The sequence below is a fragment of the Kitasatospora sp. NPDC056181 genome, from assembly GCF_042266225.1.
In the GTDB taxonomy this organism is placed as follows: domain Bacteria; phylum Actinomycetota; class Actinomycetes; order Streptomycetales; family Streptomycetaceae; genus Kitasatospora.
The window spans coordinates 1-26416 of record NZ_JBHJUK010000067.1 but is presented as its reverse complement, the minus strand read 5'-3'; the positions used below and the strand labels follow the sequence as shown (position 1 = coordinate 26416).

Here is a 26416-nt window from a genome sequence, read left to right as displayed (position 1 = left end):
CCCCGTATTGTTGGGTTCACCGACGCGGGGTGGAGCAGCTCGGTAGCTCGCTGGGCTCATAACCCAGAGGTCGCAGGTTCAAATCCTGTCCCCGCTACTCAGTAGCACGAAAGGCCCGGAGGACTCGTCCTCCGGGCCTTTCGCATGTGCGGGTCCGTTCCTCGAAATAATCCGTTGCCCTCCTTCGGGGGAGCTGCCTACAGTGGCGGCACACTGAAAGGAGGTGATCCTGGTTGAGTACCGTCAGGATGTGTGAGGTGGCTGCTCGCTAGAGCCGCCCCTGCCTGCGCAGGGCGAGGTCCTAGGCCTCCGGCAGGCGAAATCCCAAGCAGTCACCCGGCCCGTGGGCTCACCGGTACATCCCCGGTGCCTCGGCGCCCGGCCCCTCACAGGGCCGGCGCGGAGGAGCAGCCCACGGGCCGTCTGCGTTCCCGCCGGGTTCCGGCGGGGGCCGCCGGGGCGTTCCGGCCGGGTTCCGGGGGCACTAGGCTCGGCCCGGATTCCGGAGCGGAGCCGGACGGGCACAGGGGGTAGGCGATGGCGAGGACGACCCGGCGGGCGGGGGGCGCGGCCGGACGTGCGGCGCAGCGGGCTGCGGCCGGAGTGCTGCCCGGGGTGGGGGTGCTCGGGCTGCTGCTCTTCTCGCTGGGCCGCGAGCACGCCTGGCAGGCGCTGGGCGGCGGCCTGGTGGTGGCCGGGGCGTCGGTGGTGCTGGGCGGTGCGCTGGGGTTCCTGTTCGGGGTGCCCCGGGTGCGCGGCGGGGCCGGCCCGAACGGTGAGCCGCACGGCTCGTACGCGCCGAACACCAATCTGGAGCAGGTCTCGGACTGGCTGACCAAGGTGCTGCTGGGCGTAGGGCTGACCCAGCTCGGCTCGCTCGGCGAGCGGCTGCACCGGCTCGGCACCGCACTGGCGCCCGCGCTGGGCGGCGACGAGGGCGCGGTGCCGTTCGCGGTCGCGCTCGTCCTCTACTTCCTGGTGTCCGGCTTCCTGGCCGGGTGGCTGGTGACCCGGCTGACGCTGCCGCAGGTGCTCTCGGACGCGGACCAGGCACTGGACCTCTTCCTGGCCGGGCAGGACCGCGACCGCAAGGGCGACAAGGTGGGCGCGGACGACTTCCGGGTACGGGCGATGCAGCACCTGGGGCTGCTGGGCAGCAGCGCGGAGCGGCCCGAGCAGTTGGCCGGCCAGCTGCCGCCGAGCGCGGTGGCCGGGCCGGAGGGCGTGGTGGCCGAGGTCCGCTCGACGGCGCGGCGCTCGGCGCTGACCGCGCAGCAGGTGCGCGAGCTGTTCGCGGACGGTTCCGAGGGCCGGCGGATCCAGGCGCTGGCACTGATGCAGGGCGACCCGTCGCTGGCCGACCTGTCCAGCCTGTTGGACGCGATCGAGCAGCCGCGCTCGGGCTTCGAGCAGTACCACGCGCTGCTGGCCGCCCGCGGCCTGCTCTCCCGCCTGCCGGCCGCCGAGGCTCAGCGGCTGCGCGAGGCGGTGGCCGGGCGGCTGATGGCGCCGGACGGCATCCCGTACGGCTCGGACCGGAGCTGGCTGGCGGAGAAGATACTGTCCCGGCTGGAGGCACCGGCCGTCCCTGCGCCGGAAGCCCCTACGCAGGTCGCCCCCGTGCCGGACACCCCCGTACCGGTCGCCCCTGCACCGGTCGTCCTCCCGCAGCAGGCCGGGCCGGCCGGCGAGGCGCAGCCGCAACCGCAACCGCCCGCCTAGACCCGCCCGACCTCCGACCGCCCGACCCGCGACCTCCCGGCCCGGCGACCCCGGCCCCCGGCCCCGGAGCCTCCGGACCGGCGGGTGACCGTCAACCGGCGGCGGCCCGGCGGCGGCGGTCGGCGGCCCGGAGGACCAGGACGCGCCCCGGACGCCCCGCGCCACCGGCCGGCAGGCGGCGGACCTCGCTGGCGATCCGGCGCTCGCCGAGCGCGTGCCGCACCCCGTCGAGGTGGGGGCAGTGGCGGCCGGCGCCGTCGCACAGGGGGTGGACCCGGACCTCACCGTCGGGGTCGGTCACCCGGACCAGCTCGGCCAGCGCGGCCACCTGCCGGTCGGGGCCGAACAGCTCGGGGTAGGCGAAGATCAGGTACCCGCTGAGGGTGAGCGCGAAGGTGCCGTCGGCGAACGGCAGCCGGGGCAGTGCGGCGGCCACGTACTGCTGCGGGTGGGCGGCGGTGTCGGCGGCGAACAGCCGGCGGGCCCGGTCCCAGCTGCGCAGGTAGCGGTCGTTCGGGTGGAAGTAGGGCGCGGGGTACAGCTCGGGGCGGGCGTGCAGCGCGGCGGCCATCGTCGCCCGGGCGGCCAGTGCGCCGGCCTCGATCTCGGGGACGGGCCACGCGTACGCCGGGTCGGCGGCGATCACGTGGCAGCCCAGTTCGCGTGCCTCGGCGGCCAGGCCGGCCGCTCCGCCGGGGCAGTCGAGCAGCGGCCCGGGGAGGGCCGCGAGCTGGGCGCGGGTCAGGCCGAAGAGGCCGCAGTACTCGTCCAGCGGGCGGGAGGTGACGAGGGCTCCGGTGGCCTGCCCCGGTCCGGTGCGGTTGGTGCGGGCGGTCATCCGGCCATGCGAACACGGGCCGGCCCCGCCCGCATCCGGAGTGTCCGGGCGCGGGCGGGGCCGGTGGAGCGGTCAGCGGGTCAGTGGGTCAGCCGGTCGGCGGGTCAGCGAGTCAGCCGGTCAGCGGCCGAGCAGGCCCCGGACGGCGAGGCGGTTGACGTTGGTCAGGCCGCGCAACAGCTGCGGGGCGAGGAAGACGAGGAGCGTCCCGATCAGCGACACCCCGGCGATCTGCCACGGCGACTCGATGTAGTAGACGTGCTCGACCCCCTTGTCCCAGTAGTCGAACACCCGGTAGCCCGGCCAGTCGGTGTAGGTCCGGAAGCTCCAGTGGTAGGCGGGGTAGAACGCGAGCACCCAGCCGACCAGCGTGAAGACCAGCGACAGCGAGAAGCTCAGCACCGCCCAGGGGAACATCACCACCTGGTACAGCGCGGCCTTCCAGCCGGCCACGTCCGTCAGCCGTGCGGTGACGGCGCCCCAGGCCCCGGGCCGCACCGCCCGCACCGGCTCCGGGCCCGGCACGTCCAGCGCCAGCATGCCGCGGGCCCGGGACCGCTCCAGCCGGCCGAAGCCGCGGGCGCCGCTGGTCAGTCCGGCGAGCACCGGCAGGCCGAGGACGGTGACGAAGGTGGCGAGGCCGAGGCAGAACAGCGTGACGGAGAAGACGAAGCCGGCGATGGCGACCGGGAACCCGCTGAGCACGAAGCCCAGCTCCCGGTAGTAGTAGGAGGAGAACGGCGCCCGCCAGGCGTAGGGCGGCTCCTCGGTGCGGCGGGCGCCGTCGTGGCGGTCGTACTCGCTGCGCAGTGTGTGCTCGCTGGTCGTCATAGCCGGGCCTCGGTCCTCGGGTCTGTGGCGGTGCCGTTCGGGCTGATGGGTTAACCCTGTCAAGGAAGCGGCCTGCCGGACATCCGGCTCCCCGCCGGAGCGGGGGTGGGGTTATCCCCCCGTCCGGGCGGCCACTCGTCCTGGAGCAGGGAGTACTGGAAGGAGTCGTGCCAGGCACCCCGCAGGTACACGTCGTGCCGCACCCGGCCCTCCAGGCGGAAACCGGCCCGGGTGAGCACCCGGGCCGAGGCGTCGTGGTCCACGTCCACCCGGGCCGCCAGCCGGTGCAGGCCGAGCGGCCCGAACGCGAAGTCGCAGAGCAGCGAGGTGATCTCACCCGCGTAGCCGTTGCCCCAGGTGTCGGCGCGCAGCGCGTAGCCCAGGTGGGCGGAGCGGTGGCCGCCGACGGTGAGGGCGGCGGTGCCGATGGGGGTGGCGTCGGCGGGGTCGCCGGCGTCGGTGTGCCGGGTGACGGCCAGTCGGTAGACCGTCCGCTCCTCCTGGAGCGCCTCCTCCAGGTACTGCTCGATCTGGTCGGCGCAGTCCTCGCGGTCGCGCGGCTCGAAGGGCAGGTAGCGGGTGGCCTCCGGGTCGCCGAAGACCGCGTGCAGGGCGTCGACGTCGCCCGGCGTGTGGTGGAACTCGCGGATGGCCAGGCGGGGGCCGGTGAGTCGGACGGGGACCATGTCTGCCGACCCTACCCGCGCTTTCCGATTACCGTACGTCACATGGAAGAAGATGACCTGCGGCTCGCCCCGCGCACCAAGGCCGCCGACCTGCTCGCCTGGGCGGAGGCCGAGGGCCGCGCGCCGGTGGCCGAATCCGCGGTGCGAGCGGTGCTGGCGCTGCTGGAGCTGGGCGAGAGCAGGATGCACGACGGCTGGCCGGAGCTGACCTCGAACGCCGTGGAGCAACTGCTGTACGAGCGGCTCCACCTGTACGTCCAGCCCGCGCCCGAGCAGGACCCGCTGGCGTACGGCGAGGCGGTGCGGCTGTTGGTCGACCACCAGCGCGCGGCGAAGCGGCTCAACGCCAAGCGGCAGGAGCGGCTGCACGCGGAGGCCGAGTGGCAGGGCGAGGTGGCCGCCGGACTGCTGCGCCGGGCCGACCTGGTGACCTGGCCCCGGCTCTACGCGGTGCTGCTGTGCGCGCACGACGTCGACCTCGCCGACAAGGCGGCGGTGCGGGAGTGGCTGACGGCGTTCCGGGAGCTGGCCGAGGAGGACCGGCGGGCCGCCTTCGAGGCGCTGGCGGCGGCCGGCTGGCTGGACGAGGCGGACGAGGAGGGCTGGGGCGCGGCCCGGGTGCTCTCGGTCGGGATGGCCACGGACGGCGCCCGGCGGCTGCTGGAGCAGGGCCTGATGCGGCGCAGCTACCGCAACCTGGCGGAGCTGACGGCGCTGGGCCGCCCGATGCCGGACGAGTTGGCGGGGGACTTCGGGGCGTTCGAGGAGGCGGCGGTCGAGGCGGCGCTGGACCTGTTCGGCGAGTGGACGGTGCCGGGGCTTCCGCGGCTGCTGGTGGCGGAGTTCCCGGACCTCGCGCCGGAGCCCGGCCAGGAGGAGATCGACGCGTACCTCGCGCAGCTGCCGGGGGAGTGAGCGCGGGGGCACGGGGGCGCGGGCCTGGTCCGGTCCGCGCCCCCGGGGCGTGCCCCTGGGCGGGACGCACGGGTGCCCCGGCCGTCGTCGTGACGGCCGGGGCACTCCGGTGCTCGTCAGGGGGTGATGCCGCGCTGCTCGAACCAGCTCTCCGGGTCGACCGGGGCGCCGCCGCCCGGGCGGACCTCCAGGTGCAGGTGGGGGCCGGTGACGTTGCCGGTGGCGCCGACCTTGCCGAGCTGCTGGCCGGGGACGACCTTGCCGGAGCCCTTGATGATCGAGGAGAGGTGGCAGTACCAGATCTCGGTGCCGTCGGGCAGCGTCTCGACGATCCGGTAGCCGTAGGAGCCGGCCCAGCCGGCCGAGGTGATGGTGCCCTGGCCGACGGCGTAGACCGGGGTGCCGGTGTCGGCGGCGAAGTCCAGGCCGGTGTGCAGGTGGGCCCAGTAGGAGGCGCTCTGGCCGTAGTGGGCGGAGAGGTTGTAGTCGCGCACCGGCAGGTTGATGGCGGCGAGCTTGGCCTTCTCGGCCTCCTCGGCGGCCCGCTTGGCCTCCTGCTGCTGGGCGGCGCGCTTGGCCTCGGCCTCCTTGGCGGCCTGGAGCCGGGCGCCCTCCTCGGCGGCGGTGCGCTGGCTGTCGGCCTGCTGCTGGATCCGGGCGGCGAGGGCGAGGCCGGGGTCGGCGGCGAGGGCGACCGGGGTCTCGTCGGGGGCCTCGACGGCGGGGGCGGCGGCCGGGGTCGCGGAGGCGAAGCCGGTGGCGCCCAGGGTGGCGGCGACGGCGGTGACGCCGAGCAGCGGAGCCGTCCCGCGGGTCTGACGCGGCATCCGGTGCCGGTTGGCCTCGGCGGCCTGCGGGGCCGCCTCGTCGGAGGGCCCGCCGTACTCGCCCGGGTGGGCGGGCGGCCACGGGTGGTCGAGCAGTTGGGTGCCGGCGGAGGAGCCGGGCAGGTTTGCCGGAGAGTGCGTCGACGCCACGGAGGCGCGCTCCTTTCCTTCCTTCGCGCCTACCGGGTTAGCTGACGGGTTCGGAGCAGGAAGGTCTCCTACGGCTGGGCCTGGGCCCGGCCGATTCACCCCAAGGAACGTGGTTCCCCGGCTCCCTGGCCTGCCCGAAGGCCGGCCGGCGGGATTAGGCGACGGCGCACGGTGCCGTCTGGGTACGGCGTTGGGGACCGCGCTGCGTTATCAAACGTTAATCCTAGGAGCCCCTGATTCCAAGCCATCCGTCAGGAGCAGCCGGACACAGCCCGGACACTACGTGACCCGATGGGCATTTTGGGGCGATTGACAACAACTGACACTACCGAACGTTATTGGACGTCAACGAACGAACCCCTACTTGAGTACCCCTACTCATGTGCGACCCGGCCCGGCGCGGCCATCCTGACGCCATGAACGCACCGATGCAGTCACGCACCACGGCCGCGTACTACGTCCAGGCCGTGCTCTCCTTCGCCCTCTCCGCCGGCGCCCTCGCGACCGGGATCGCCTACCTCCCGGTGGGCGGCTGGACCCGGGCCTTCCTCGGGGTCGGCCTGCTCTACACCGTCACCTCCTCGTTCACCCTGGCCAAGGTGGTCCGCGACAAGCAGGAGAACAGCGAGATCGTCACCCGGGTGGACCAGGCCCGGCTGGAGAAGCTGCTGGCCGAGCACGACCCGTTCAAGGTGGAGGGGGTCTGATCCGGGCCATCCTCGGATCCGGTCGATAGCTTGACGGCTAAGGCTATTAGCCTTAGCTTTATGGGTGTCGGCACCACCGCCGACGCCCCGGCGGACCGAGGAGGCCCCCATGTCCCGCACCACCGCCCCCACCACGCAGTACCTCGACGTCACCGGCGGCCGGATCGCCTACGACGACACCGAGCAGGGCGACGGCGCCCCCGTCGTCCTGCTCCCGGGGATGCTCGACAGCCGGGCCGCCTACCGGCACCTGCGCCCGCTGCTCGTCGCCGCCGGCCGCCGCGTGATCACCATGGACCTGCGCGGCTTCGGCGACTCCTCGATCGTCTGGGACGACTACTCGCCGGCCGCGATCGCCGCCGACGTCCTCGCCCTGCTCGACCACCTCGGCATCGGGCGCGCCGTCCTCGCCGGCAACTCGTACACCGGCGCGACCGTGGTCAAGGCCGCCGGCGACGCACCCGAGCGGGTCGCCGGGATCGTCCTGCTGGACGCCTTCGTCGAGAACCTGCCGCCGAACGCCCTGCAGCGCGCGATGTTCGGCGTCATGGGCAAGCTGCTGGTGCACTCCCCGGCCTTCTGGGGCCTCTACCACCGCAGGATGGCCTACCCGACCGCCAAGCCGGCCGACTTCGACGCGTACGTGGACGGGCTGGTCGCCGCGATGCGCACGCCCGGCCGCAAGACCGCCACCCGCGGCCAGGTCCGCGGGGACTCGGCGCCCGTCGGCTGGACCGCGGCCGTGCGGTGCCCGGCGCTGGTCGTCATGGGCAGCAAGGACCCCGACTTCCCCAAGCCGGAGGTGGTCGCCGACCGGCAGGCCGCCGCGCTGAACGGCCGCAAGGTGATGATCGAGGGCGCCGGCCACTACCCGATGGCCGACCACCCGCAGGCGACCGCCGACGCGCTGCTCGGGTTCCTCGCCGAGCTGGCCTGAGCCCTCCCGCCCCACCGGAACCGGACCCACGGAGAACCGCCCCCATGCCCCGAGTAGGACTCACCCCCGAGCAGGTCGTCGGCCACGCCCTCGCCCTCATCGACGAGCAGGGCCCCGAGGCCCTCACCCTGGCCGCGGTCGCCGCGCGGGCCGGGGTGGCCACTCCCTCGCTCTACAAGCACGTCAGCGGCGGCCTCGCGGAACTGCGCCGGCTGGTCGCCGTCCGGGTCACCGAGGAGCTGGCCGACCGGCTCGCCGAGGCGGCCGTCGGCCGGGGCGGGGACGACGCCGTCGCCGCCGTCCTGCGCGCCTACCACGCCTACGCCACCGAGTACCCGCACCGCTACAACTCGCTCCCGCAGGCCCCGCAGCCGGACGACGACCTCACCCGGGCGGCGACGCGGCTGGTCGGCGTGATCATCGCGGTGCTGCGCGAGTACGGGCTCGCCGGGTCGGAGGCGATCCACGCCGCCCGCGCCGTCCGCTCGGTGGCCCACGGCTTCGCCTCGCTCTCCATCGGCGGCGCCTTCCAGCTCGCCGAGGACCTCGGCGACACCCAGGACCGGCTGATCACCGTCCTCACCCACGGCCTGCGCGACTGGCCCGGGGCCTGAGGCGGGACGCGCCCACCGGGGCCGGTCGCGGGGGCCGGCCGCAGGGACGCCGAAGGGCCCGGAGCGTGATCGCTCCGGGCCCTTCGCGGTGGTGGGCCTAACAGGACTTGAACCTGTGGCCTCTTCCTTATCAGGGAAGCGCTCTAACCGTCTGAGCTATAGGCCCTTGCCGCTCGCCGATCCTACTCGACCGGCGGCCCGTCGGTCGCACCGGGTGCCACGGCGTTCCGGTCCGGGGGCCTCCGTGGCACCCTGGGCGACCATTCACCGGCTTAAGAAATAAGGTATTAAGAATTGGGTGTCCGATAAGGCACCACCCCGACAGGGCAACGGAAAGGCCGGGCATCCCATGGACCTGTCCTCGCCGTGGCTTCCCCCCTCCGAGGACGAGAGCCGGACGCCGCGCAGCAGCCCCACCGCGCGCAGCGCCATGCGCTGCGTCCGCTTATTGCTCGGCTGCACCAGCGCCGCCGAACTCCTCGGCACGATCCTCGCCGAGGGCCCCGGCTGGATCACCGGCGAGGGGTCCGCGCTCTACCTGCTGGACTCCGCCGGAATGCTCCGGCTCGCCGCCTCCCACGGCCTGCCCGAATGGGCCCACGAGCGGTACGGCGTGGTCGACCCGGCCGGCGACCTGCCCGCCGCGATGGCGCTCAGGCTGCGCCGGCCCTACCTGCTCAGCCCCGAGCGCACCAGCGTCGACTACCCCAACCGCAACGCCGGCATGGGCACCGGCATGGTCGCCATCATCGCCCTGCCGATGATCGTCGACGAGCGGCCGATCGGCGTGCTGGCCCTGGCCCTCGCCCACCGGGGCACCGTCCCCCGGCGCGACCTCGACGTCCTGGAGACGCTCGGCGACGCCTGCGCCCACCGGCTCTCCCACCTGCTCCACCACGCGAACGCCGAGACCGGCACACCCAGGGGCGGCCGCCCGGGCGGTGCGCCCGCGACCGGCGCCGGAACGCCCCCGGGCCTCGACGGGAACGGACCCGACGGGAACGGACCGGACGCGGACGACGCCGGCCGGGCCGCCGGGCTGGCCCACCCAATGCTCTCGCTCGCCGTCCGCTCCGCCGGGCACGGCGCCTTCGAACGCGACCTGGTCACCGGCGAGTCCTACTGGGACGCCCAGGCCTACCGGGTGGCGGGCCAGCCGCCGCCGGCCGACGGCGGCCCGGCGGCCGCACCCGACCTGGACCGGATCGTCCACCCCGAGGACCTGCCGGACTTCCAGGCCGCCCTGGCCGAGGCGCTCGCCACCGGCGGCCCGTACCGGATCACCTACCGGGTGCTGCGCCGGGGCGGCGGCGTGGTCCGGATCGAGGAGACCGGCGAGGTGATGCTCGACGTGCACCGGCGGCCGGTCCGGATCGCCGGGCTGGTCGCCGACCGGGACCGCGTCCGCGCACCCGGGGAACGCCCGCCCGCCGGCGGGCCGGGCGGCGCCCCGGCGGCCGGGGCCCGCTCGGCGCTGCTGCTGGCGCTCACCCGGGCACTGTCCCGCGCGGTCACCGTCAGGGACGTCACCACCACGGTGACCGACATCGCCCGCCCGGCCTTCGGCGCCGCCAGCATCGTGCTCGACCTGGTGGACGAGGGCCGGCTGCTGCCCGTGTCGCACACCGTCTACGGCGGGCCGCGCCGCACCGAGCTGACCAGGCTGGCCGACCTCTCCGAGGGGGTCATGCAGCACGCGCTGGCCCGCTCCACCCCGCTGTTCAGCGAACCGGGCCGCACGGGACGGGCCCCGGACGGCGGCGGGCCGCTCACCCCGCCCGCCTGGACGGTGCTGCCGCTGGTCGCCTCCGGGCGGCAGGTCGGCTCCTGCCTGATCACCTTCGCCACCGAGCGGGCCTTCGGCCGCGAGGACCGCACCCTCTACTCCGCGTTCGCCGGCGTCCTGGCGCAGTCCCTGGAGCGCGCCCGCCTCTACGACACGCACCACCACCGGGCCACCGAGCTCCAGCGCGCCATGCTGCCGCGCACCCTGCCCCGGCTGCCCGGGATCGCCAGCGCCGCCCGCTACCTGCCCAGCACCGAGGGCATGCAGATCGGCGGCGACTGGTACGACCTGCTGCGGCTGCCGGAGGGCAGGATCGGCCTGGTGATCGGCGACGTCCAGGGGCACAACGCCGAGGCCACCGCCGTGATGGGGCAGCTGCGCAGCGTCCTGCGGGCGTACGCCACCGACGGGCACGACCCGGCCGCGACGCTGGCCAGGACCAGCCGGCTGCTCTCCGGGCTGGACACCGACCTCTTCGCCACCTGCCTCTACCTCACCCTCGACCCGGCCGACGGCACCCTGCGGGCGGCCCGCGCCGGGCACCCGTCGCCGGTCCGGATCACCGACGACGCGAAGGCCGTGGAGCTGGACCTGCCGGGCGGCCCCCCGCTGGGCGTCGACCCGGAGGCGGCCTACCACCTGTCGGTCGGTCACCTGGCACCCGGGGAGACGCTGCTCGTCTACACCGACGGCCTGGTCGAGGACCGCGAGGAGGACTACGACGAGTCGGTGCAGCGGATGCTCGGCGGGCTGGAGCTCTGGGCCCGGCAGACCGGGCCGGGCCGGATCGGCCCGGCGCCCGCCCTGGAGCGGCTGGCCGACCTGCTCACCCTCAACGTCACCGAGCGCCGGTCGCGGCCGGACGACGTGGCACTGCTGCTGTTGCACCGGATGTCAGCAGGGCAATAAACGGTGCGGCGGCCGGTGCCGCAGGCCGATCGGGGGCGAAGCAGGCCGGATTGACGCCGTATTGACGGGATATTGAGGAGATCCGGTCACTTGGCGAGATCCGGTCACACCATCGTAGGATCATCACCCTAGAATTCGCCGCGTGACGATGACTCAGTGGTGCGCAACGGCAACCGGCGTTCTCGCCGCCCTCGCCCTCGTGGCCGCCGCCCGCTACCGCGCCGTCTCCGTCACCCACCGCCGACGTCACGACCGCCAGCAGCGCGAACTCACCCGCCTCCGGGAACAGCTGACCACCGAACTGGCCCGGCGCGGCAGCGAACTGGCCGCCGTCCAGCAGGAACAGGAACTCAACGCCTCCACCCAGCGCGCCTTCCTCAGCGTGGCCCGCCGCATCCTCGTCATGGCGCACGACCAGCAGGCCCTGCTGGACGAGATGGAACGCACCCACGACGACCCGACCCTGCTGGAGGGCCTGCTCAAGGCCGACCACGCCGCGGCCCAACAGGCCCGCCTCGCCCAGACCCTGGCCGTCCTCTGCGGCGCCCGGGCCGGGCGGCACTGGCCGGAACCGGTCTCGCTGGAGGACGTGGTGCGCGGCGCCCAGTCGCGCATCCTGCCCTTCCAGCGGGTGGTGGTCCGCAGCCGGATCGAGACCGCCGTGGTCGGCGCCGCCGCCGAGGCCCTCATCCACGCCGTCGCCGAGCTGCTGGACAACGCCACCCGCTACTCCCCGCCCAGCACCCAGGTGTTCGTCACCCTCATGCCGGTGCACAACGGCGCCGTCATCGAGATCGACGACGGCGGTGTCGGCATGCCCGAGCAGGCGGTCGCCAAGGCGGCCTCCGCCCTGGCCGGCGGCTCCGCCCTGGAGGTCTCCCGCCTCGGCGAGGTGCCGCAGCTGGGCCTCGCGGCGGTCGGCCGGCTCTCCGAGCAGTACGGCTTCCGGGTCACCCTCAGCTCCGCGCCCTCACCGTACGGCGGTGTGCGGGTCGTGGTGCTGCTGCCGAACGCCCTGCTCACCGAGCCCCTCCCGCCGACCGTCCCGGGCCTCGGCCCGGACGACCCGGCGTTCGCCCCCGGACCGCACCACCCCGCACCACCCCTGCACCCGGCCGCACCCACGACCGCGTCCCAGGAACCCACCCGGCCCCCGGTGCCCGGACACCCCCTGAGCCCCGGGCACCCACTGGTGGACACCCGGCCGGCCGACCGGTCCCCCTCGGCCGGCCCCGCCGTCCCACCACCGCTGCCCCGCCGGAGCCACCGGCGCGACCGCGCCGCCCGCCACGGCGCGCCGGCCTCTCCCCCGCCGGCACCCGCCCCGCCCTACCGCTCGGCGCAGGACGCCCAGGCGTTCATGGCGATGTTCCAGGCCGGGACGGCCAGCGGCCGCTCGGCCGTCCGGGCCCACGCCCACCCCGATCCTTCCCATCCCGCTTCCCCCCAGCTTCCCCAGCGCTTCGGAGAGTTCCATGACCACCACCCCTGACCTCGGCTGGCTGCTCGCCGACATCGTCTCCGTCCCCGAGGTCCGGCACGCCGTCGTCGTCTCCAACGACGGACTGGAGATCGGCCGCAGCGAGGGCATCCTGCGCGAGGACGCGGAGCGGCTCGCCGCCGCCTGCTCCGGCCTCCAGTCGCTGGCCCGCGGCGTCGCCCAGGGCTTCGGCGGCCACGGCAGCGCCACCCGGCAGATCATCATCGAGTACGGCGGCGGCTACCTCTTCATCGTCGCCGCCGGGGCCGGCGCCCACCTGGCCGTGGTGACCGGCGAGGCCGTCGACGCCGGCCTGGTCGCCTACCAGATGCAGGTCCTCGTCGAGCGGATCGGCACCCACCTCACCAGCCCGCCGCGCGTCGACCACGCGGCGGGGGGACAGCGGTGACCGGGCCGGTCCGGCCCTATGTGATCACCGGCGGACGCAGCCGGCCCACCCGGGCCGCGCTCGCCGTCGAGAGCCTGGTCAGCGCCTTACCCGACCGGCCCGAACTGCCCGAGGACGCGCTGCTCAGCCGCGAGCACCACCGCATCCTGGACCTCTGCCGCAGCCTGCTGTCGATCGCCGAGGTGGCGGCCCACCTGAGGCTGCCGCTCGGCATCGTCAAGGTGCTGGTCGGCGACCTCTGGGACCTCGGCACCGTGCAGGTGCTCCCGCCCGTCCCGCAGGCCGAACGCCTGCCCGCAACCCTCCTGGAAGAGGTGCTCGTTGGCCTCCGCCAACTCCGCTGAAGCCCCGGCCGAGCCCCAGTACCTGCCGTCCTCCGTGCAGGGCGCGGTCAAGATCCTGGTCACCGGCCCGTTCGGGGTCGGCAAGACCACGCTGGTCGGCTCGCTCAGCGAGATCACCCCGCTGCGCACCGAGGAGGTCATGACGGCCGCCAGCAGCGGCATCGACGACCTCACCGGGCGCGGAGACAAGAGCACGACCACCGTCGCGCTGGACTTCGGCCGGATCACGCTCAACCCGCGGCTCGCGCTGTACCTGTTCGGCACCCCCGGGCAGCAACGGTTCTGGCCGCTCTGGGACGACCTGTCGCGCGGTGCGCTCGGCGCCATCGCCATGGTGGACCTGCGCCGCCCGGACGAGAGCTTCGACGTGCTCGGGCGGCTGGAGGAACAGCAGATCCCGTTCGCCGTGGCCGTCAACACCTTCCCGGACACGCCGACCTACCCCGAGGAGGAGCTGCGCTCCGCCCTCGACCTGCTGCCCGACGTGCCGATCCTCTACTGCGACGCGCGGGACCGGCGGGCCGCGTACGACCTGCTGATCGACTTCGTCGGGCACCTGCACGCCACCGCCGTCCTGGAGCTCCACCGATGACGAATCCCGAGCCCGGCACGACCGTTCCCCCGCTCACCCCGCCGCCCGGCTGCCCGGCGCACGCCGGCGGGGGCGCACCGGGCGGGGGCGGGTTCCCGGCCGGGGGGCCGCTGCCGGCGCTGTACGGCCCCGCCGTCGCCGACGACCCGCACGGCCTCTACGCCCGGCTGCGCGACCAGTACGGCCCGGTCGCGCCGATCGAGCTGGAGCCCGGGGTGGAGGCCTGGCTGGTGCTCGGCTACCCCGAGCTGCTCGAACTCACCCGCAACGAGGCCCTGTTCTCCAAGGACTCGCGCGGCTGGCGGGTCCCCGCCGAGGGCCGGCTCGCCGCCGACTCCCGGTTGCTGCCGATGACCGCCTGGCGCCCCACCCTGCTCAACCTGGACGGCGCCGAGCACCAGCGGCTGCGCGCCGCCGTCTCCGACACGCTGGCCGAGATCGACCACCGCCAGCTGCGCGAGACCACCGAGGCCGCCGCCCACGCCCTGATCGACAGCTGGGGGCCGGACGGCACCGCCGACCTGGTCGCCCAGTACGCGCGCCGGCTGCCGCTGCTGGTCTTCACCCAGCTGGTCGGCCTGCCCGCCGAGGCCGGGCCCCGGCTCATCGAGCTGATCAGCCACTTCGTCGACAGCAGCGAGAAGTCGGTCCGGGCCAACACGGAGTTCCAGGCCATCCTGGTCGACCTGGTCCGGCAGCGGCGCGTCACGCCCGCCGCCGACCTCACCTCCTGGCTGCTGGCCCACCCGGCCGCGCTGACCGACGAGGAGGCGGTGCACCACCTGGTGGTGATGCTGGTCGCGGGCAACGAGACCAGCATCAACTGGACCGGCAACACCCTGCGGCTGCTGCTCACCGACCGCCGCTTCCGGACCACCCTGACCGGCGGCCGGCTCACCGTCGCCGACGCGCTGGAGGAGGTGCTCTGGCGCGACCCGCCGACCCAGAACTTCCCCGGCCGGTGGGCCACCGGCGACACCGTCCTCGGCGGCCAGTACATCAGCGCCGGTGACATGCTCGTCCTCGGCCTGGCCGCGGCCAACGCCGACCCGGCCGCCCAGGGCGCCGCCTCCGCCGCGCACGGCTCCCTCGGCGGCAACCGGGCCCACCTGGCCTGGGGCGCCGGCCGGCACGTCTGCCCGGCCCAGCACCCGGCAAGGATCATCGTCGAGACCGCCGTCGAGACCCTGCTGCACCGCCTGCCCGACCTCCAGCTGGCGGTACCGCCGGGTGAGTTGGCCTGGCGCCCGTCGCCCTGGTCGCGCGCCCTGGTCGGCCTGCCGGTGCTCTACAGCGCCTTCACCCCGCCCCGCCCGCCCGCTCCCGAGAGGCCCGCATGGACACCGCCGCACCCGAGCACGACCGAGACGGCCACCGGCCCGGACCCGGCCGCCCCGAACCCGTCGGACTCGACCCCTTCGGACGCGACCAGCACGGCGAGAACGCGCGGCTCCGGGCAGCCGGGCCCGCGGTCCTGGTGGAACTCCCTGGCGGGGTGGTGGTCTGGGCGATAACCCACCACGACACCCTGCAGGAGCTGCTCGCCGACCCGCGCGTCGGCAAGAACCCGCAGCTGTGGACCACCTTCACCGAGGGCCGCCTGCCCAAGGGCTGGCCGCTGCTGAACTTCGTCACCGTGCCCGGCATGGTCACCGCCGACGGCGCCGACCACCGGCGGCTGCGCGGCCTGGTCAGCCAGGCCTTCACCCCGCGCCGGATCGCCGAGCTCCAGCCCGCGATCGAGGCCCGGACCGTCGCCCTGCTGGACGCCGTCGCCGGGCTGGACGGCGAGTTCGACCTGCGCGAGCACTTCGCCTACCCGCTGCCGATGCAGGTCATCGGTGAACTGCTCGGCCTGCCGCCGAAGCAGCAGGACGAACTGCACGAGCTCTCCGACACCCTGGTCTCCAGCTCCGCGACCCCCGAGGCCGCGATCGCCGCCCAGCAGGGCCTCCAGGCGCTCCTGGCGTCCGTCGTCGCCGCCAAGCGCGCCGAGCCCGGCGACGACCTCACCACCGACCTGATCGCCGCCCGCGAGGCCGACGACCGGCTCAGCGAGCCGGAACTGGTGGGCACCCTGCTGCTGATGCTGGTGGCCGGCCACGAGACCACGCTCAACCTCATCACCAACGCCGTCCGGGCCCTGCTCGCCCACCCCGACCAGCTGCGGCTGGTGCTGGACGGCTCGGCGTCGTGGTCCGAGGTGGTCGAGGAGACGCTCCGGTACGACTCGCCGGTCGGGCAGTTCCCGCTGCGGTACGCGACCGAGGACATCACCGTCGGGGACGTCGTCATCCGGCGCGGCGAGGCACTGCTCGCCTCGTACGCCGCCGCCGGCCGGGACTCCGGGCACTACGAGGACGCCGACCGCTTCGACGTCACGCGCCGGCCGAACCGGCACCTCTCGCTGGGCCACGGCCCGCACTTCTGCCTCGGATCCGGGCTCGCCCGGATGGAGGCGGAGACGGCGCTGCGGCACCTGTTCGAGCGGTACCCCGGGCTGGCCCTCGCGGAGGACGCCCGGCCGGAGCCGATCGGTTCGTTCGTCAGCAACAGCGTGCGGACGCTGCGGGTGACGGTCTGAGGGGTTCGCGGTGACCTGAGGGCGGCCGGGTCGTTTGGCGTTCCATGAAGAAACTCGCCACCCTGGCCGCCCTCACCATGGCGGGCCTCGCCATGGCCGCCCCCGCCGCGTCCGCCGCCACCTCGGTCGCCTCGCAGCCGGACGCCCTCGACGGGCTCTCCAGCGGTCTCAACCTCTCCCCCACCGACCTCGCCCTGCACGAGGCCGCCAAGCTGCCGCTGGCCGGCAAGCTCGCGCAGCAGGTGGAGGCCGTCGGCACCGACCAGATGACCCACCCGGGGATCAGCGGGCAGGTCCTGAACTGACGAGCGGGTCCGCCCCGGGCCGACGGGCCGGGCCCTCGCCCACCGGACGGACGGGGTCCGGGCGCGCCCCCGTGCGTGCCCGGACCCCGTCCGTCCGGCGCCGTCACGCGCCCGGCCCCCGCCCTGCCCGGCCGTGGGCCGGCCCGGCTGTGGTCCGACCGGCCACGGCGGCCCGATCAGCCCTCGGCGAGGGCGTTCAGCTCCTGGTAGGTGAGGCCGCCGTCGAGGGCCGTGTAGGTGCCCGCGCGGTAGACCTCCTCGGCGGCCCGGCGCACCGCCGCGTACGCCACCTTGGCCAGGCCCGGCCCCAGGCTGACCCGGGCCACACCCAGCCCGGCCAGTTCCGGCACGGACGGCGAGCCCGGGCCGGCCAGGACGTTCAGGGGCGCGGGGACGGCCTTCACCAGGGCCGCGATCGTCTCCGGGTCGGCCACACCGGGGACGAACACGCCGTCCGCGCCCGCCTCGACGTACGCGCGCAGGCGCTCGACCGCCTCGTCCAGGCGGCCGGCGGGGTCGCCGATCCCGTGGAGGAAGACGTCGGTGCGGCCGTTGACGAAGAGCCCGATGCCGGCCGCGTCCGCCGCCGCCCGGGCTGCCGCGATCCGCTCGGCCGCCTCGGCGGCGGGCCGGGCCGCGTCCTCCAGGTTCACTCCGACCGCGCCGGTGGCGAGCAGGGCCTCCACCGTCCGGCCGACCTCGGCCGCGGTGGCACCGAAGCCGCTCTCCAGGTCCGCCGTGACCGGCAGGCCGACCGCGCGGACCACCAGCGCGGTCTGGGCGAGCACCTCGTCACGGTCGGCGGCGTCCCCGTCCGCGCTCCCGAGCGTCCAGGAGACGCTGGCGCTGGCCGTCGCGACGGCCGGTGCGCCGGCCGCGGCGACCAGCCGCGCACCGGCCGCGTCCCAGACGTTGGCGAGCACCAACGGCTCGCCGGGACGGTGGAGTTCGCGCAGGGCGCGGGCCTTCTGCTGCTGGAGCCGAGTGTCCGTCATGTCGGCGACCCTACTTCGCGGCCGGGCTGAGGCGGGAGGTCACGCCGATCCGGTTCCAGGCGTTGATGGTGATGATCAGCGCGATCAGCTGCGCCAGTTCGGCCTGCTCGAAGTGCTCGGCGGCCTCGTCGTAGACGGCGTCCGGCACGTGCCCCTGGGTGAGCAGGGTGACCGACTCGGTCAGCGCGAGCGCCGCGCGCTCCCGCGCGGTGAACCACGACGTCTCCCGCCAGGCCGGGAGGGAGAGCAGGCGGTGGTTCTGCTCGCCGTTCTTCAGCGCGTCGGCGGAGTGCATGTCGATGCAGAAGGAGCAGCCGTTGATCATCGAGGCGTGCACCTTGACCAGCTCCGCGAGCACCGGGTCGACGCCCTTCCGGGCCCCGCGCTCCAGCGCGATCATGGCCTGGTAGAAGTCGGGGGCGAGGTCGGGGAGGGAGATCCGCTGCTCGGGGGCGGGAACGGTGGCGTGGTCGTGCGTCGTGGTCATACCGGCAACCCTAGGCCGGTGGTGGACTCCGGCTCCGGCACATTCGGGCCCGAGGATCCTGGGCCACTTCGGGCCCGGCCCCCGGGGGCTCAGGAGCGGTACACCGTCTCGCCGCCGTCCTCGTCGTACAGCTCGACGACGTGGGCCAGTCCGAGCGCGGAGAACGCGGACAGCAGGTCGCCGATCCGTCCGGGCACCACCGCGCCCCCGAACCGCAGGGGCGTGTCGGGGCGCAACTCCAGCTGGGCGTAGGTGTGCTCGACCTCGTACTCGGTCCAGCCGGACCTGCGCACCCGCCAGCCGGCCCCGCGGAAGGCCCGCGCCACGTCCGGGGCGCCCGCTGCCGACGGAAGGAACCCGTAGACGTTGTTGCCGAGGCCCAGGTCGTACCCGGCCTGGTCGAACCGCGGGCCGACGGTGCCGCCGGAGGTGAAGTCCACGGCGGCCAGTATGGCGGTGGAAGGGGAGCGGGGCCAGGGCCCTCCCGGAATCCGAACGGCCGTGCGAGGATCGGCGGCAGGGTGGTGCGCGGCCGCCCGTTCGGCGAGGTCAGGGGGCCCTGCGCGTGTGTACGGCGTTCGTCAGCATCGAACCGTCGTCGGCGGTGCCCGTGCTGCTGCTGTCCGTCCGGGACGAGTACGCCGGGCGGCGCTGGTCGCCGCCGGACCACCACTGGCCCGGGCGCCCCACGGTCGTCGGCGGGCTGGACCTCGCGGCGGGCGGCACCTGGCTGGCGGTCGAGCCGGGCGCCGGTCCCGTCGCGGCCTGCCTGCTGAACGGCTTCGGCGCCATGGCCCCGGCGCGGGGCCGGCTCTCCCGCGGCGAGCTGCCGCTGACCGCCGTCCGGGACGACGGGATCGGGCACCTCGACCTGACCCGCTACGACCCGTTCCACCTGGTCGTGGCCCGGTCCGACGGCGCACGGGTGCTGAGCTGGGGCGGCAGCCGGCTGGAGGAGCGCGAACTCCCCTCCGGCCTCAGCGTCGTGCTCAACGACGGGCTGGAGGGGGCGGCGGCGGACCGCACGACCTCGGAGCTGGTCCGCTCCCTGATGGCCGCCCGGGCCGCCCGCTTCCGTGCCCGCTTCGGGGCCGCCGAGCGGCCGCGGCCGCTGCCGGACGCGGGGACGACGGAGCAGGCCTGGGGCGCGTGGCTGCCGATCGTCTCCGGCGACGGCCTCGCCCTGGACGACCCGGCGGCGCTGATCCAGCGGCGCGATTTCGGGGACGGGCGGATCTGGGGCTCGTCCTCGATCTCGCTGCTCGCCTTCGGCCCGGCGGCGGTCCGGTACGACTTCGGACCGGCGCCGGTGGGCGGCCCGGCCGACGACGGCTGGCGCCGGATCGTCTAGAAGGGGGGAGTAAGCGGTGCCAACCAGCAGACGGAACAACCAGCGGACGGCGCCGACTCCCCCGGTCGCGCCTCAGTCCTGCGCGCGGGCCTTGAGCCAGCGGCCGGCGGTGCCCGCGCTCATCGTGTAGAAGAACTCGACCTTCAGGCCCGGCTCGTCGGTGAGCGACTCCACCCAGGTCATCGGCCAGTTCCGGCGCCCGTAGTGCCGGTGCACGGCACGGGTGAAGGCGGCCAGGTTGCCCTGGAGGTTCTTCTTCTCCATGCCCAGCCGGGTGGCCAGGGTCGTGTAGCTGACCTTCGTGTCGGGCTGGTCGGCCAGGACGTCGAGGACCCGGGCGACCGCCTGCACCGAGCCCAGCGGCTCGATCATCAGCCGGCGGAAGTCCTCGACGGTCCACTCGACGACCGGCAGCTTGCCGTCGTCCACCGGGGCCGGCTCTCCGGAACCGTCCGGCAGAGCCGGGGAGACGGCGGGAGTGGCGGTGGTGGCGACCTCGCCGGCGGCCAGCTCCGCAAGGAAGGCGTAGACCTTGGTGACGTGCTCGGCCGGCACCGGCACCATCACGAACTGCGGCTGGTTCTCCTGGGACACGGGCTCCTCCCCCTGATCCGCCCGCCCGACCGGCTGTCCGGCGGCAGGAGCGATTCTGACACACCGACAGTTCCGGCGTCTAGCACTTACTGCCATCTAATCAACCTGCACTCTCCTTTACTGTCGGGTGGCGTCTGCGGGAACGGCCCCGGCCCGCGCGCCGGTCACCGGCAGGGTCCGGCGGCCGGCGCGGCCGGCCGACTGGCAGGCTTGGGGCGTGACATCAGGAACCGCCGAGGAGTTCACCGCCCACCGCCCCAGGCTGTTCGGCCTGGCCTACCGGCTGCTCGGCTCCGCCGAGGAGGCGGAGGACGCGGTGCAGGACGCGTACCTGCGCTGGAGCGGCGCCCGGCGTGCGGAGATCGGGCACCCGGGGGCCTGGCTCGCCAAGGTCGTCACCAACCTCTGCGTCAACCGGCTCACCTCGGCCCGGGTGCAGCGCGAGCAGTACCCGGGGCCGTGGCTGCCGGAACCGGTGCTCACCGAGGACGGCACCCTCGGCCCCCTGGAGTCCGCCGAGCAGCGGGACGCCGTGTCGACGGCGCTGCTGGTACTGCTGGAGCGACTCACGCCGACCGAGCGGGCGGTCTACGTGCTGCGCGAGGCGTTCGGCTACAGCCACCGGGACATCGCCGGGGTGCTCGACCTGGGCGAGGCCAACTGCCGCCAGCTGTACCGCCGGGCCGTCCAGCGGGTGGCGACGCCCGAGGCCCGGTTCACCCCCGCGGCCGAGGAGCGGCGCAGGCTCGTCGCCTCCTTCGTCACGGCGGCCCGCGAGGGCGACCTCGCCGGTCTGGAGCGGCTGCTCGCCCACGACATCGTCTGGTGGAGCGACGGCGGCGGGAGGATCACCTCGGCCCGGCGCCCCGTCATCGGCCGCGAAAAGGTGCTGCGCTTCCTGCTGGGCACCAGCGAACGGTTCGGCGGTGGCTGGGAGTTCACGATCGCCGAGGTCAACGGTGCGGCGGCGCTGGTGATGCACGCGGACGGGCAGCTGGTCTCCGTCGCGTCCTTCGACCCGCGGGACGGCGTCATAGCCGAGGTCCGGGTCGTTCTGAACCCGGAGAAACTCGCCTACGCAGGCCGTCAGCTCGCCGCCCCGGCGCCCCGGACGTGAACCGCCGCCGGGAGCCGCCCCGGGGCCCTTGTCACAAATCCGGGGGCTCGTCGGTTCTCAGCGGTTGACGCGCGCTCCACCGGGGAGCGCGCACCACCGAAGGGACGGCAACCGCGATGACCACGATCCTGGTGACCGGCGGCACCGGCACTCTCGGCCGGCTCGTCACCGAACGGCTGCGCGCGGACGGGCACGAGGTGCGGGTGCTGAGCCGGCACTCCCAGCCGTACGCCGTGGACCTGCGCGAGGGCACCGGGCTGGCCGAGGCCGTGGCGGGCGTCGAGACGATCGTGCACTGCGCCACCTCCCCGCGCGGCGGCGACGAACAGGCGGCCCGCCACCTGATCGGGGCGGCCCGCCGGGCCGGCGTACGGCATCTGGTCTACATCTCGATCGTCGGCGTCGACCGGGTGCCGCTGGCCTACTACCGGGCCAAGCTGGCCGTCGAGAAGCTGGTCGAGGAGTCCGGGCTCGGCTGGACCCTGCTGCGCACGACGCAGTTCCACGATCTGATCCTGGAGCTCCTGCAGGCCTCGGCGAAACTGCCGGTGATGCTGCTGCCCTCGGGGGTCGCCGACCAGCCGATCGAGGTGGCGGAGGTCGCCGCCCGGCTGGCCGGGCTCGCGGCCGGGGAGCCGGCCGGGAGGGTGCCGGACATGGGCGGCCCCGCGGTCCGGCCGTTCCCGGAGCTGGCCCGGGCCTACCTGCGCGCGACCGGACGGCGACGCCCGCTGCTCAACGTGCGGCTGGCCGGCCGGTCCTACCGCGCAATGCGGGCCGGCGGGCACCTGACGCCGGAACGGGCGGTGGGCGAGGGCACCTTCGAGCAGTTCCTTTCGGGGCGATTTCCGGCCGAAGGCTGACGCCTCCGTTGCGACGGCCGCCCGGGCGCCCAGACTGGTCGGTATGGAAACCATGGTGTCCGTCGGCAACGGTGAACTCTGGGCAGAGGACTCGGGAGGGGACGGGCTGCCACTGGTCCTGGTCCACCCGGGCGTCGGTGACTCGACCATCTGGGACCCGGTGCTGGCGGCGCTCGCCACGCGGTACCGGGTGGTCCGCTACGACGCCCGCGGCTACGGGCGGTCGCCCGCACCCACGGCCGCCTACTCCCCGTCCGCGGACCTCGCCGCGGTGCTCGACCACTTCGGGCTGGCCCGTGCCGTGCTGGTCGGCTCCAGCATGGGCGGGGCCGCCTCGGTCAGCCTGACGCTGGACGCCCCGGAGCGGGTGGCCGGGCTCGCGCTGTTCGTCCCCGGGGTCACCGGGTACGACTTCGACGAGTCGGACCTGAACCAGGAGGTGGCGCGGCTGGCCGAGGCCGGCGACCTGGAGGGCATCGTCCGGCACGGACTGGGCCTCTGGGGGAGGGTCGGCGGGGGCTCGCCCGAGGCCGATCCGGTCGCCGCCGCGCACCTGCGGGCCGTGCTGCCGGCCTGGTTCAGCAACGTCGGCCACCAGCAGCCCGACGCGCCGGCCTTCGACCGGCTCGGGGAGATCGCCGTGCCCACCGTGCTGGCGCTGGGCGAGCAGGACCGTCCGCAGGTCGTGGCCTGCAACGAGCAGATGGCGGCCCGGATCCCCGGCTGCCGGCTCGTCCGGCTGGCGAAGTCCGACCACTACCCGACCCTGCGCGAGCCCGAGGCCGTCGCCCGGCTCGTCGAGGAGCTGTACGCCCAGGCGCGGTGAGATCGTCTCCTGCGCGGGGAAGCCGGCCGGGCCGGCCCAGCGGCGGTGCCACCAAGCCGGGGGCACCGCCGCTGCGTTGATCCGGTCCACCGGCACCGTGACGGTCGCGGTGCTGCTGCCGGGGTCGGGGGCCCGGCGGGGCCGGGGTCGTGGTGAGCCCGGGTCAGGTCCGGTCAGGTCCACTGCTCGGACGGCTTGACGCCCGGGAGGGGCTTGCCGATCAGGGCCAGCGGGATGAAGAAGTTGACCTGGCCGATGGCGATCGCCAGCGTCGCGAGGGCCGTCTCGTCGTAGTGCGCGGCCGCCCGGGCGTACAGCTCGTCGGAGACCCGCTCACCGTGCGGGGACGGCTGGAGCACCGCCTCCACCAGGGCCAGCGCGACCGCCTCGGCCTCGGTGAAGCACGGGGCGTCCTGCCAGGACGCCACCGCCGTGATCCGCTGCTCGGACTCGCCGGCCGCGCGGAGGCTCTGGGTGTGCATGACCGTCAGATAGGTGTTGCCGACGATCTGGCCGGCGCGCAGCTGGACCAGGTCGATCGTGGTCCTCGGCACCGAACCGTTGCCGGTGGCCTTGAACAGGGCGCCGGCCACGGCCCCCAGCTCGGGGACGAGCTTCGCGGGGTTGGACATCCGCGAGCCGGGGGTGGTCGCCGTGGCGGGGGCGGCGGTGGCGGTGGTGGTCGCCGTGGCGGTGGCGGGGACGGTGGGCTGGGCTTCCATCGTGATGTTCCTCTCGGTCCTTCGGTGCCTTCACAGGTCCGACGGATCCCGGAGGCCCGATGTGACAGGCGCCGCCAAGCTCCTTCCGGCAAGCTCCTTCCGGCCGGCTCAGCGGCCGGCTCAGCGGCTGGGGAACGCGCCGATCAACCGGGCCAGCTCCGCGGGCCGTTCGAGGTGGAGGTCGTGACCGGTGCCGGGGACGCTGACCGCGACGGCCTCCGCGCCGGTGGCGAGCATCCGGCCGATCTGCTCGGCGTCGATGATGCCGGACTGCCCCAGCACGGCCAGGGTCGGACAACTGATCCGCGCCCACTCCTCCCACCAGGAGCGGTGGACGTTCTCCGCCAGGGAGGCGACCATCACCTCCTTGTCGAAGCGCGACCACCAGCCGCCGTCCCGTTCCTCCAGGCCGGCCGCCCAGCCCTCGCCGACCGGGCCGCCGCCGAGGAACTCCACCGCGGCCTCCCACGACGGGAACGGCGCCGGCCAGGTGTCGAACCAGCCGGCGATCCCGGCGAGCGTCTCCGGGTCCGAGCCGGCGGGGCCCGCCTCGACCAGGATCAGACGGCTCACCAGCGCGGGGTGCGCGGCGGCGGTGAGCATCGCCGCATGGCCGCCGTAGGACTGGCCGACCAGGACCGGGCGGTCCAGGCCGAGTCCGTCGATCACGGCGACCACGTCCGCGACGTACGCGGCCCGGGAGACGTCCTGCGGGTGCCGCTCGCTGGCGCCGTGGCCGCGCTGGTCGACGGCGACCACCCGGTACCGGGCGCCCAGGACCTCGGCGACGGCGTCCCACTCCCCCGCGTGGCCGGCCAGGCCGTGCAGCAGCAGCACCGCCGGGCCCGGACCACCCGAGTCGCGGCAGACGAGCCGCACCCCGTCCCGGACGACCTCACGAACGACGGACCTCATGCCGTGGCCTCCAACCGCCTTGCGCGTTCCGTCAGATGGCGCCGCTCGGGCGCGCTGGTCGTGCGGCGGGCCGCCTCCCGGTAGGCCTCCACCGCACCGGGTCCGTCGCCGAGCAGCTCCAGGAGGTGGGCCCGGGTGGCGGCCGGCCGGTGGCTCCGGGCCATCGCCCTGTCGCCGTCCAGCGTCGCCAGCAGCTCCAGCCCGGCCGCCGGTCCGTGCACCATGCCCACCGCGACCGCGCGGTTCAGGGTCACCACCGGGTTCGGCCCGAACCGCTCCAGCAGCTCGTAGAGGGCCAGGATCTGCGGCCAGTCGGTGGCCTCCGCCGAAACGGCCTCGTCGTGCACCGCCGCGATGGCCGCCTGGAGCTGGTACGGGCCGGCCTGCCCGCGCGGCAGGGTGCGGCTGATCAGCTCCACACCCTCGGCGACGAGCCGGCCGTCCCACTGCCCGCGGTCCTGCTCCGCCAGCGGCACCAGCTCGCCGCCGGGACCGGTGCGGGCCGGACGGCGGGCCTCGGTGAGCAGCATCAGGGCGAGCAGGCCGGCCGTCTCGGCGTCCCCGGGTTCCAGGCGCAGGAGCAGCCGGGTGAGGCGGATCGCCTCGGTGGAGAGCCCGGGCGCGGTGAGGCCGTCCCCGTCGCTCGCCGTGTAGCCCTCGTTGAAGACCAGGTAGAGCACCTGCCGGACCTCGGCCAGGCGCCCGGCGCGCTCCGGGCCCCCGGGGGCGGCCGGCGGCAGGCCCTTGAGGGTCTGCTTGGCCCGGCTGATCCGCTGGGCCATCGTCGCCTCGGGGACCAGGAAGGCGGCGGCGATCTGCGCGGTCGTCAGGCCGCCGACCGCGCGCAGGGTCAGCGCGATCCGGCTGGGGGCCGAGAGCGCCGGGTGGCAGCAGAGGAAGAGCAGCGCGAGCGAGTCGTCCCGGTCCGTGTCCGGCCGGGCGTCGGCGGCGTGGGCGAGCAGCGCGGACCGCGGGGTGGCGAGGGCGAGGGCGTCCTCGCGGCGGCGGCGGGCGGTCTCGCTGCGCACCTGGTCGACCAGGCGGCGGGAGGCCACGGTGAGCAGCCAGCCGCGCGGGTTCTCCGGCACGCCGGTCCCGGGCCACTGGAGGGCGGCGGCGAGCAGCGCCTCCTGCACGGCGTCCTCGCAGGCGTCGAAGACGCCGTACCGGCGGACGAGCGCGCCGAGGACCTGCGGCGCCAGTTCGCGCAGCAGGTCCTCGGCGTCGTGGGGCAGACCGGTCACACGTCCGCCGCGGCGTCGTGCAGGATCGGCCAGAGTTCGACCGGCTCGACGTCCGCGAACGGCATGTCGGCGGCGATCTGCTGGGCGCGCTCCAGGCTCTCGCAGTCCAGCAGGTAGAAGCTGGCGAGGTACTCCTTGGTCTCCAGGTACGGGCCGTCGGTGACCGCCGGGAGGCCGTCCTGACGGCGCACCAGCTGGGCGGCGGCCGCGTCGGCCAGGCCGTAGGCGCCGATCAGCTCGCCGCTCTCGCGGTACTTCCGGTTGAACGCGTCCTGCCTGGCGATCGCCTCGGGCCAGGCCTCGGCCGGGAACGCGTCCCACTTCGCCTGGTTGCCGTAGATCATCGCGATGTACTTCATCCCGGGTGTCCTCCCCGTCCCGCGCGCCCCGTCGGCGCGCTGTCACCCTTCAGTCGGAGCCGCCCCCGCGTGCTCGACATCCCCCACGGAGGATTTCGAAGATGATCGGCGCCACCGCCGACCCGGCGCAAGCCGGCCCTGCCCGACCCGGCGCAAGCCGCCAGCGCCGCCCGGCGCAAGGCGGCCCGGCCCGCGGCGGGGGGGGGGGGGGGCCCCCGCCCCCCCCCCCCCCCCCCCCGCGCCCCCCCCCCCCCCCCCCCCCCCGGGGCGGCGCGCCCGCGGCCCCGCGGGGGGGGGGGGGGGCCGC

Annotated in this window: 29 protein-coding genes, 2 tRNA genes and 1 riboswitch; of the genes, 18 read left to right on the top strand and 13 right to left on the bottom strand. The window is 74.9% G+C overall.

Annotation, left to right across the window (positions count from 1 at the left end; all coding sequences use genetic code 11):
• Window positions 1-23 precede the first annotated feature (23 nt).
• A tRNA-Met gene (locus ACFC1F_RS24175) sits at window positions 24-97 on the top strand.
• Between the two features lie 440 nt (window positions 98-537).
• The gene (locus ACFC1F_RS24170; protein ID WP_376161194.1) at window positions 538-1722 is read left to right on the top strand and encodes a hypothetical protein; all 1185 of its coding nucleotides are present in this window, start codon (window positions 538-540) and stop codon (window positions 1720-1722) included.
• Between the two features lie 91 nt (window positions 1723-1813).
• On the opposite strand, the gene ACFC1F_RS24165 is transcribed toward ACFC1F_RS24170, so the two are convergent.
• From ACFC1F_RS24165 to ACFC1F_RS24155, 3 genes are all read right to left on the bottom strand, one after another.
• Window positions 1814-2560, bottom strand: coding sequence for a class I SAM-dependent methyltransferase (locus ACFC1F_RS24165; protein ID WP_376161192.1), 747 nt, complete (start codon window positions 2558-2560; stop codon window positions 1814-1816).
• Between the two features lie 120 nt (window positions 2561-2680).
• Window positions 2681-3391, bottom strand: coding sequence for a sensor domain-containing protein (locus tag ACFC1F_RS24160; RefSeq protein WP_376161190.1), 711 nt, complete (start codon window positions 3389-3391; stop codon window positions 2681-2683).
• A gap of 59 nt (window positions 3392-3450) precedes the next feature.
• Complete coding sequence (locus ACFC1F_RS24155; RefSeq protein WP_376161188.1) at window positions 3451-4077, bottom strand: GNAT family N-acetyltransferase; 627 nt, start codon at window positions 4075-4077, stop codon at window positions 3451-3453.
• 42 nt (window positions 4078-4119) lie between these two features.
• Between ACFC1F_RS24155 and ACFC1F_RS24150 the strand changes: the two genes are divergently transcribed.
• Window positions 4120-4992: a hypothetical protein gene (locus tag ACFC1F_RS24150; protein WP_148643435.1), complete on the top strand. Its 873-nt coding sequence runs from the start codon at window positions 4120-4122 to the stop codon at window positions 4990-4992.
• Between the two features lie 116 nt (window positions 4993-5108).
• Here the strand turns inward: ACFC1F_RS24150 and ACFC1F_RS24145 are convergent, their stop codons facing one another.
• Complete coding sequence (locus ACFC1F_RS24145) at window positions 5109-5969, bottom strand: M23 family metallopeptidase (protein WP_277347260.1); 861 nt, start codon at window positions 5967-5969, stop codon at window positions 5109-5111.
• 12 nt (window positions 5970-5981) lie between these two features.
• A riboswitch (cyclic di-AMP (ydaO/yuaA leader) is annotated at window positions 5982-6140 on the bottom strand.
• A gap of 245 nt (window positions 6141-6385) precedes the next feature.
• Between ACFC1F_RS24145 and ACFC1F_RS24140 the strand changes: the two genes are divergently transcribed.
• The 3 genes from ACFC1F_RS24140 to ACFC1F_RS24130 all read left to right on the top strand — a co-directional run bounded on the left by ACFC1F_RS24140 (window position 6386) and on the right by ACFC1F_RS24130 (window position 8227).
• Window positions 6386-6676 (top strand): YiaA/YiaB family inner membrane protein, encoded by a 291-nt coding sequence (locus tag ACFC1F_RS24140; RefSeq protein WP_148643436.1) that lies wholly within the window; start codon window positions 6386-6388, stop codon window positions 6674-6676.
• A gap of 109 nt (window positions 6677-6785) precedes the next feature.
• Window positions 6786-7613, top strand: coding sequence for an alpha/beta fold hydrolase (locus ACFC1F_RS24135; RefSeq protein ID WP_376161185.1), 828 nt, complete (start codon window positions 6786-6788; stop codon window positions 7611-7613).
• A 44-nt stretch (window positions 7614-7657) separates the two neighbouring features.
• Window positions 7658-8227 carry a TetR/AcrR family transcriptional regulator gene (locus ACFC1F_RS24130; protein ID WP_209413502.1) on the top strand — a complete coding sequence of 190 codons (570 nt, stop codon included), beginning with the start codon at window positions 7658-7660 and terminating at the stop codon, window positions 8225-8227.
• Between the two features lie 89 nt (window positions 8228-8316).
• On the opposite strand, the gene ACFC1F_RS24125 is transcribed toward ACFC1F_RS24130, so the two are convergent.
• A tRNA-Ile gene (locus ACFC1F_RS24125) sits at window positions 8317-8393 on the bottom strand.
• A gap of 183 nt (window positions 8394-8576) precedes the next feature.
• Here ACFC1F_RS24125 and ACFC1F_RS24120 point away from each other — a divergent pair.
• The 8 genes from ACFC1F_RS24120 (at window position 8577) to ACFC1F_RS24085 (ending at window position 16636) form a co-directional block, all read left to right on the top strand.
• Window positions 8577-10922: a SpoIIE family protein phosphatase gene (locus tag ACFC1F_RS24120; RefSeq protein WP_376161183.1), complete on the top strand. Its 2346-nt coding sequence runs from the start codon at window positions 8577-8579 to the stop codon at window positions 10920-10922.
• 148 nt (window positions 10923-11070) lie between these two features.
• A complete protein-coding gene (locus tag ACFC1F_RS24115) occupies window positions 11071-12414 on the top strand; it encodes a sensor histidine kinase (protein WP_376161212.1) in 1344 nt (447 codons plus the stop codon).
• Window positions 12398-12811: a roadblock/LC7 domain-containing protein gene (locus tag ACFC1F_RS24110; RefSeq protein ID WP_209413505.1), complete on the top strand. Its 414-nt coding sequence runs from the start codon at window positions 12398-12400 to the stop codon at window positions 12809-12811. The genes ACFC1F_RS24115 and ACFC1F_RS24110 overlap by 17 nt, the downstream gene beginning before the upstream one ends.
• Window positions 12808-13155: a DUF742 domain-containing protein gene (locus tag ACFC1F_RS24105; protein WP_148643442.1), complete on the top strand. Its 348-nt coding sequence runs from the start codon at window positions 12808-12810 to the stop codon at window positions 13153-13155. The genes ACFC1F_RS24110 and ACFC1F_RS24105 overlap by 4 nt, the downstream gene beginning before the upstream one ends.
• On the top strand, window positions 13133-13747 hold the full coding sequence (locus ACFC1F_RS24100; RefSeq protein WP_209413506.1) for an ATP/GTP-binding protein: 615 nt from the start codon (window positions 13133-13135) through the stop codon (window positions 13745-13747). Before ACFC1F_RS24105 ends, ACFC1F_RS24100 begins: the two co-directional genes overlap by 23 nt.
• Window positions 13744-15261 (top strand): cytochrome P450, encoded by a 1518-nt coding sequence (locus ACFC1F_RS24095; RefSeq protein ID WP_376161180.1) that lies wholly within the window; start codon window positions 13744-13746, stop codon window positions 15259-15261. Before ACFC1F_RS24100 ends, ACFC1F_RS24095 begins: the two co-directional genes overlap by 4 nt.
• On the top strand, window positions 15225-16331 hold the full coding sequence (locus tag ACFC1F_RS24090; RefSeq protein WP_376161178.1) for a cytochrome P450: 1107 nt from the start codon (window positions 15225-15227) through the stop codon (window positions 16329-16331). Before ACFC1F_RS24095 ends, ACFC1F_RS24090 begins: the two co-directional genes overlap by 37 nt.
• Before the next feature lie 44 nt (window positions 16332-16375).
• On the top strand, window positions 16376-16636 hold the full coding sequence (locus ACFC1F_RS24085) for a hypothetical protein (RefSeq protein ID WP_209413508.1): 261 nt from the start codon (window positions 16376-16378) through the stop codon (window positions 16634-16636).
• A 176-nt stretch (window positions 16637-16812) separates the two neighbouring features.
• Here ACFC1F_RS24085 and ACFC1F_RS24080 read toward each other — a convergent pair whose 3' ends face one another.
• The 3 genes from ACFC1F_RS24080 to ACFC1F_RS24070 form a co-directional block, all read right to left on the bottom strand.
• Window positions 16813-17631 carry an isocitrate lyase/phosphoenolpyruvate mutase family protein gene (locus ACFC1F_RS24080; protein WP_376161176.1) on the bottom strand — a complete coding sequence of 273 codons (819 nt, stop codon included), beginning with the start codon at window positions 17629-17631 and terminating at the stop codon, window positions 16813-16815.
• 10 nt (window positions 17632-17641) lie between these two features.
• Complete coding sequence (locus ACFC1F_RS24075; RefSeq protein WP_376161174.1) at window positions 17642-18118, bottom strand: carboxymuconolactone decarboxylase family protein; 477 nt, start codon at window positions 18116-18118, stop codon at window positions 17642-17644.
• A gap of 89 nt (window positions 18119-18207) precedes the next feature.
• Window positions 18208-18558, bottom strand: coding sequence for a hypothetical protein (locus ACFC1F_RS24070; protein WP_376161172.1), 351 nt, complete (start codon window positions 18556-18558; stop codon window positions 18208-18210).
• Between the two features lie 125 nt (window positions 18559-18683).
• Here ACFC1F_RS24070 and ACFC1F_RS24065 point away from each other — a divergent pair, with 125 nt between their 5' ends.
• On the top strand, window positions 18684-19469 hold the full coding sequence (locus ACFC1F_RS24065) for an NRDE family protein (protein ID WP_376161170.1): 786 nt from the start codon (window positions 18684-18686) through the stop codon (window positions 19467-19469).
• A 72-nt stretch (window positions 19470-19541) separates the two neighbouring features.
• Here ACFC1F_RS24065 and ACFC1F_RS24060 read toward each other — a convergent pair whose 3' ends face one another.
• Entirely contained in the window at window positions 19542-20063 is a 522-nt protein-coding gene (locus tag ACFC1F_RS24060; protein WP_376161168.1) for a hypothetical protein, read from the bottom strand.
• A 217-nt stretch (window positions 20064-20280) separates the two neighbouring features.
• Between ACFC1F_RS24060 and ACFC1F_RS24055 the strand changes: the two genes are divergently transcribed.
• From ACFC1F_RS24055 to ACFC1F_RS24045, 3 genes are all read left to right on the top strand, one after another.
• On the top strand, window positions 20281-21180 hold the full coding sequence (locus tag ACFC1F_RS24055; protein WP_376161166.1) for an RNA polymerase sigma-70 factor: 900 nt from the start codon (window positions 20281-20283) through the stop codon (window positions 21178-21180).
• A gap of 116 nt (window positions 21181-21296) precedes the next feature.
• Window positions 21297-22043 (top strand): SDR family oxidoreductase, encoded by a 747-nt coding sequence (locus ACFC1F_RS24050; RefSeq protein WP_376161164.1) that lies wholly within the window; start codon window positions 21297-21299, stop codon window positions 22041-22043.
• Window positions 22044-22086: 43 nt separating this feature from the next.
• Window positions 22087-22869 carry an alpha/beta fold hydrolase gene (locus tag ACFC1F_RS24045; protein ID WP_376161162.1) on the top strand — a complete coding sequence of 261 codons (783 nt, stop codon included), beginning with the start codon at window positions 22087-22089 and terminating at the stop codon, window positions 22867-22869.
• A gap of 173 nt (window positions 22870-23042) precedes the next feature.
• Here ACFC1F_RS24045 and ACFC1F_RS24040 read toward each other — a convergent pair whose 3' ends face one another.
• From ACFC1F_RS24040 to ACFC1F_RS24025, 4 genes are all read right to left on the bottom strand, one after another.
• Window positions 23043-23501 carry a carboxymuconolactone decarboxylase family protein gene (locus ACFC1F_RS24040; RefSeq protein ID WP_245205139.1) on the bottom strand — a complete coding sequence of 153 codons (459 nt, stop codon included), beginning with the start codon at window positions 23499-23501 and terminating at the stop codon, window positions 23043-23045.
• A 210-nt stretch (window positions 23502-23711) separates the two neighbouring features.
• Window positions 23712-24506: an alpha/beta fold hydrolase gene (locus tag ACFC1F_RS24035; RefSeq protein ID WP_376161160.1), complete on the bottom strand. Its 795-nt coding sequence runs from the start codon at window positions 24504-24506 to the stop codon at window positions 23712-23714.
• Window positions 24503-25750 (bottom strand): RNA polymerase sigma factor, encoded by a 1248-nt coding sequence (locus tag ACFC1F_RS24030; protein ID WP_376161158.1) that lies wholly within the window; start codon window positions 25748-25750, stop codon window positions 24503-24505. Before ACFC1F_RS24030 ends, ACFC1F_RS24035 begins: the two co-directional genes overlap by 4 nt.
• Complete coding sequence (locus ACFC1F_RS24025) at window positions 25747-26109, bottom strand: YciI family protein (RefSeq protein ID WP_148643454.1); 363 nt, start codon at window positions 26107-26109, stop codon at window positions 25747-25749. Before ACFC1F_RS24025 ends, ACFC1F_RS24030 begins: the two co-directional genes overlap by 4 nt.
• Between the last annotated feature and the right edge of the window lie 307 nt (window positions 26110-26416).

Coding starts and splice junctions, on each gene's coding strand:
- ACFC1F_RS24170 (WP_376161194.1), top strand. CDS start 538: ATGGCGAGGACGACCCGGCGGGCGGGGGGCGCGGCCGGACGTGCGGCG.
- ACFC1F_RS24165 (WP_376161192.1), bottom strand. CDS start 2,560: ATGACCGCCCGCACCAACCGCACCGGACCGGGGCAGGCCACCGGAGCC.
- ACFC1F_RS24160 (WP_376161190.1), bottom strand. CDS start 3,391: ATGACGACCAGCGAGCACACACTGCGCAGCGAGTACGACCGCCACGAC.
- ACFC1F_RS24155 (WP_376161188.1), bottom strand. CDS start 4,077: ATGGTCCCCGTCCGACTCACCGGCCCCCGCCTGGCCATCCGCGAGTTC.
- ACFC1F_RS24150 (WP_148643435.1), top strand. CDS start 4,120: ATGGAAGAAGATGACCTGCGGCTCGCCCCGCGCACCAAGGCCGCCGAC.
- ACFC1F_RS24140 (WP_148643436.1), top strand. CDS start 6,386: ATGAACGCACCGATGCAGTCACGCACCACGGCCGCGTACTACGTCCAG.
- ACFC1F_RS24135 (WP_376161185.1), top strand. CDS start 6,786: ATGTCCCGCACCACCGCCCCCACCACGCAGTACCTCGACGTCACCGGC.
- ACFC1F_RS24130 (WP_209413502.1), top strand. CDS start 7,658: ATGCCCCGAGTAGGACTCACCCCCGAGCAGGTCGTCGGCCACGCCCTC.
- ACFC1F_RS24120 (WP_376161183.1), top strand. CDS start 8,577: ATGGACCTGTCCTCGCCGTGGCTTCCCCCCTCCGAGGACGAGAGCCGG.
- ACFC1F_RS24115 (WP_376161212.1), top strand. CDS start 11,071: ATGACTCAGTGGTGCGCAACGGCAACCGGCGTTCTCGCCGCCCTCGCC.
- ACFC1F_RS24110 (WP_209413505.1), top strand. CDS start 12,398: ATGACCACCACCCCTGACCTCGGCTGGCTGCTCGCCGACATCGTCTCC.
- ACFC1F_RS24095 (WP_376161180.1), top strand. CDS start 13,744: ATGACGAATCCCGAGCCCGGCACGACCGTTCCCCCGCTCACCCCGCCG.
- ACFC1F_RS24085 (WP_209413508.1), top strand. CDS start 16,376: ATGAAGAAACTCGCCACCCTGGCCGCCCTCACCATGGCGGGCCTCGCC.
- ACFC1F_RS24080 (WP_376161176.1), bottom strand. CDS start 17,631: ATGACGGACACTCGGCTCCAGCAGCAGAAGGCCCGCGCCCTGCGCGAA.
- ACFC1F_RS24075 (WP_376161174.1), bottom strand. CDS start 18,118: ATGACCACGACGCACGACCACGCCACCGTTCCCGCCCCCGAGCAGCGG.
- ACFC1F_RS24050 (WP_376161164.1), top strand. CDS start 21,297: ATGACCACGATCCTGGTGACCGGCGGCACCGGCACTCTCGGCCGGCTC.
- ACFC1F_RS24045 (WP_376161162.1), top strand. CDS start 22,087: ATGGAAACCATGGTGTCCGTCGGCAACGGTGAACTCTGGGCAGAGGAC.
- ACFC1F_RS24040 (WP_245205139.1), bottom strand. CDS start 23,501: ATGTCCAACCCCGCGAAGCTCGTCCCCGAGCTGGGGGCCGTGGCCGGC.
- ACFC1F_RS24035 (WP_376161160.1), bottom strand. CDS start 24,506: ATGAGGTCCGTCGTTCGTGAGGTCGTCCGGGACGGGGTGCGGCTCGTC.
- ACFC1F_RS24025 (WP_148643454.1), bottom strand. CDS start 26,109: ATGAAGTACATCGCGATGATCTACGGCAACCAGGCGAAGTGGGACGCG.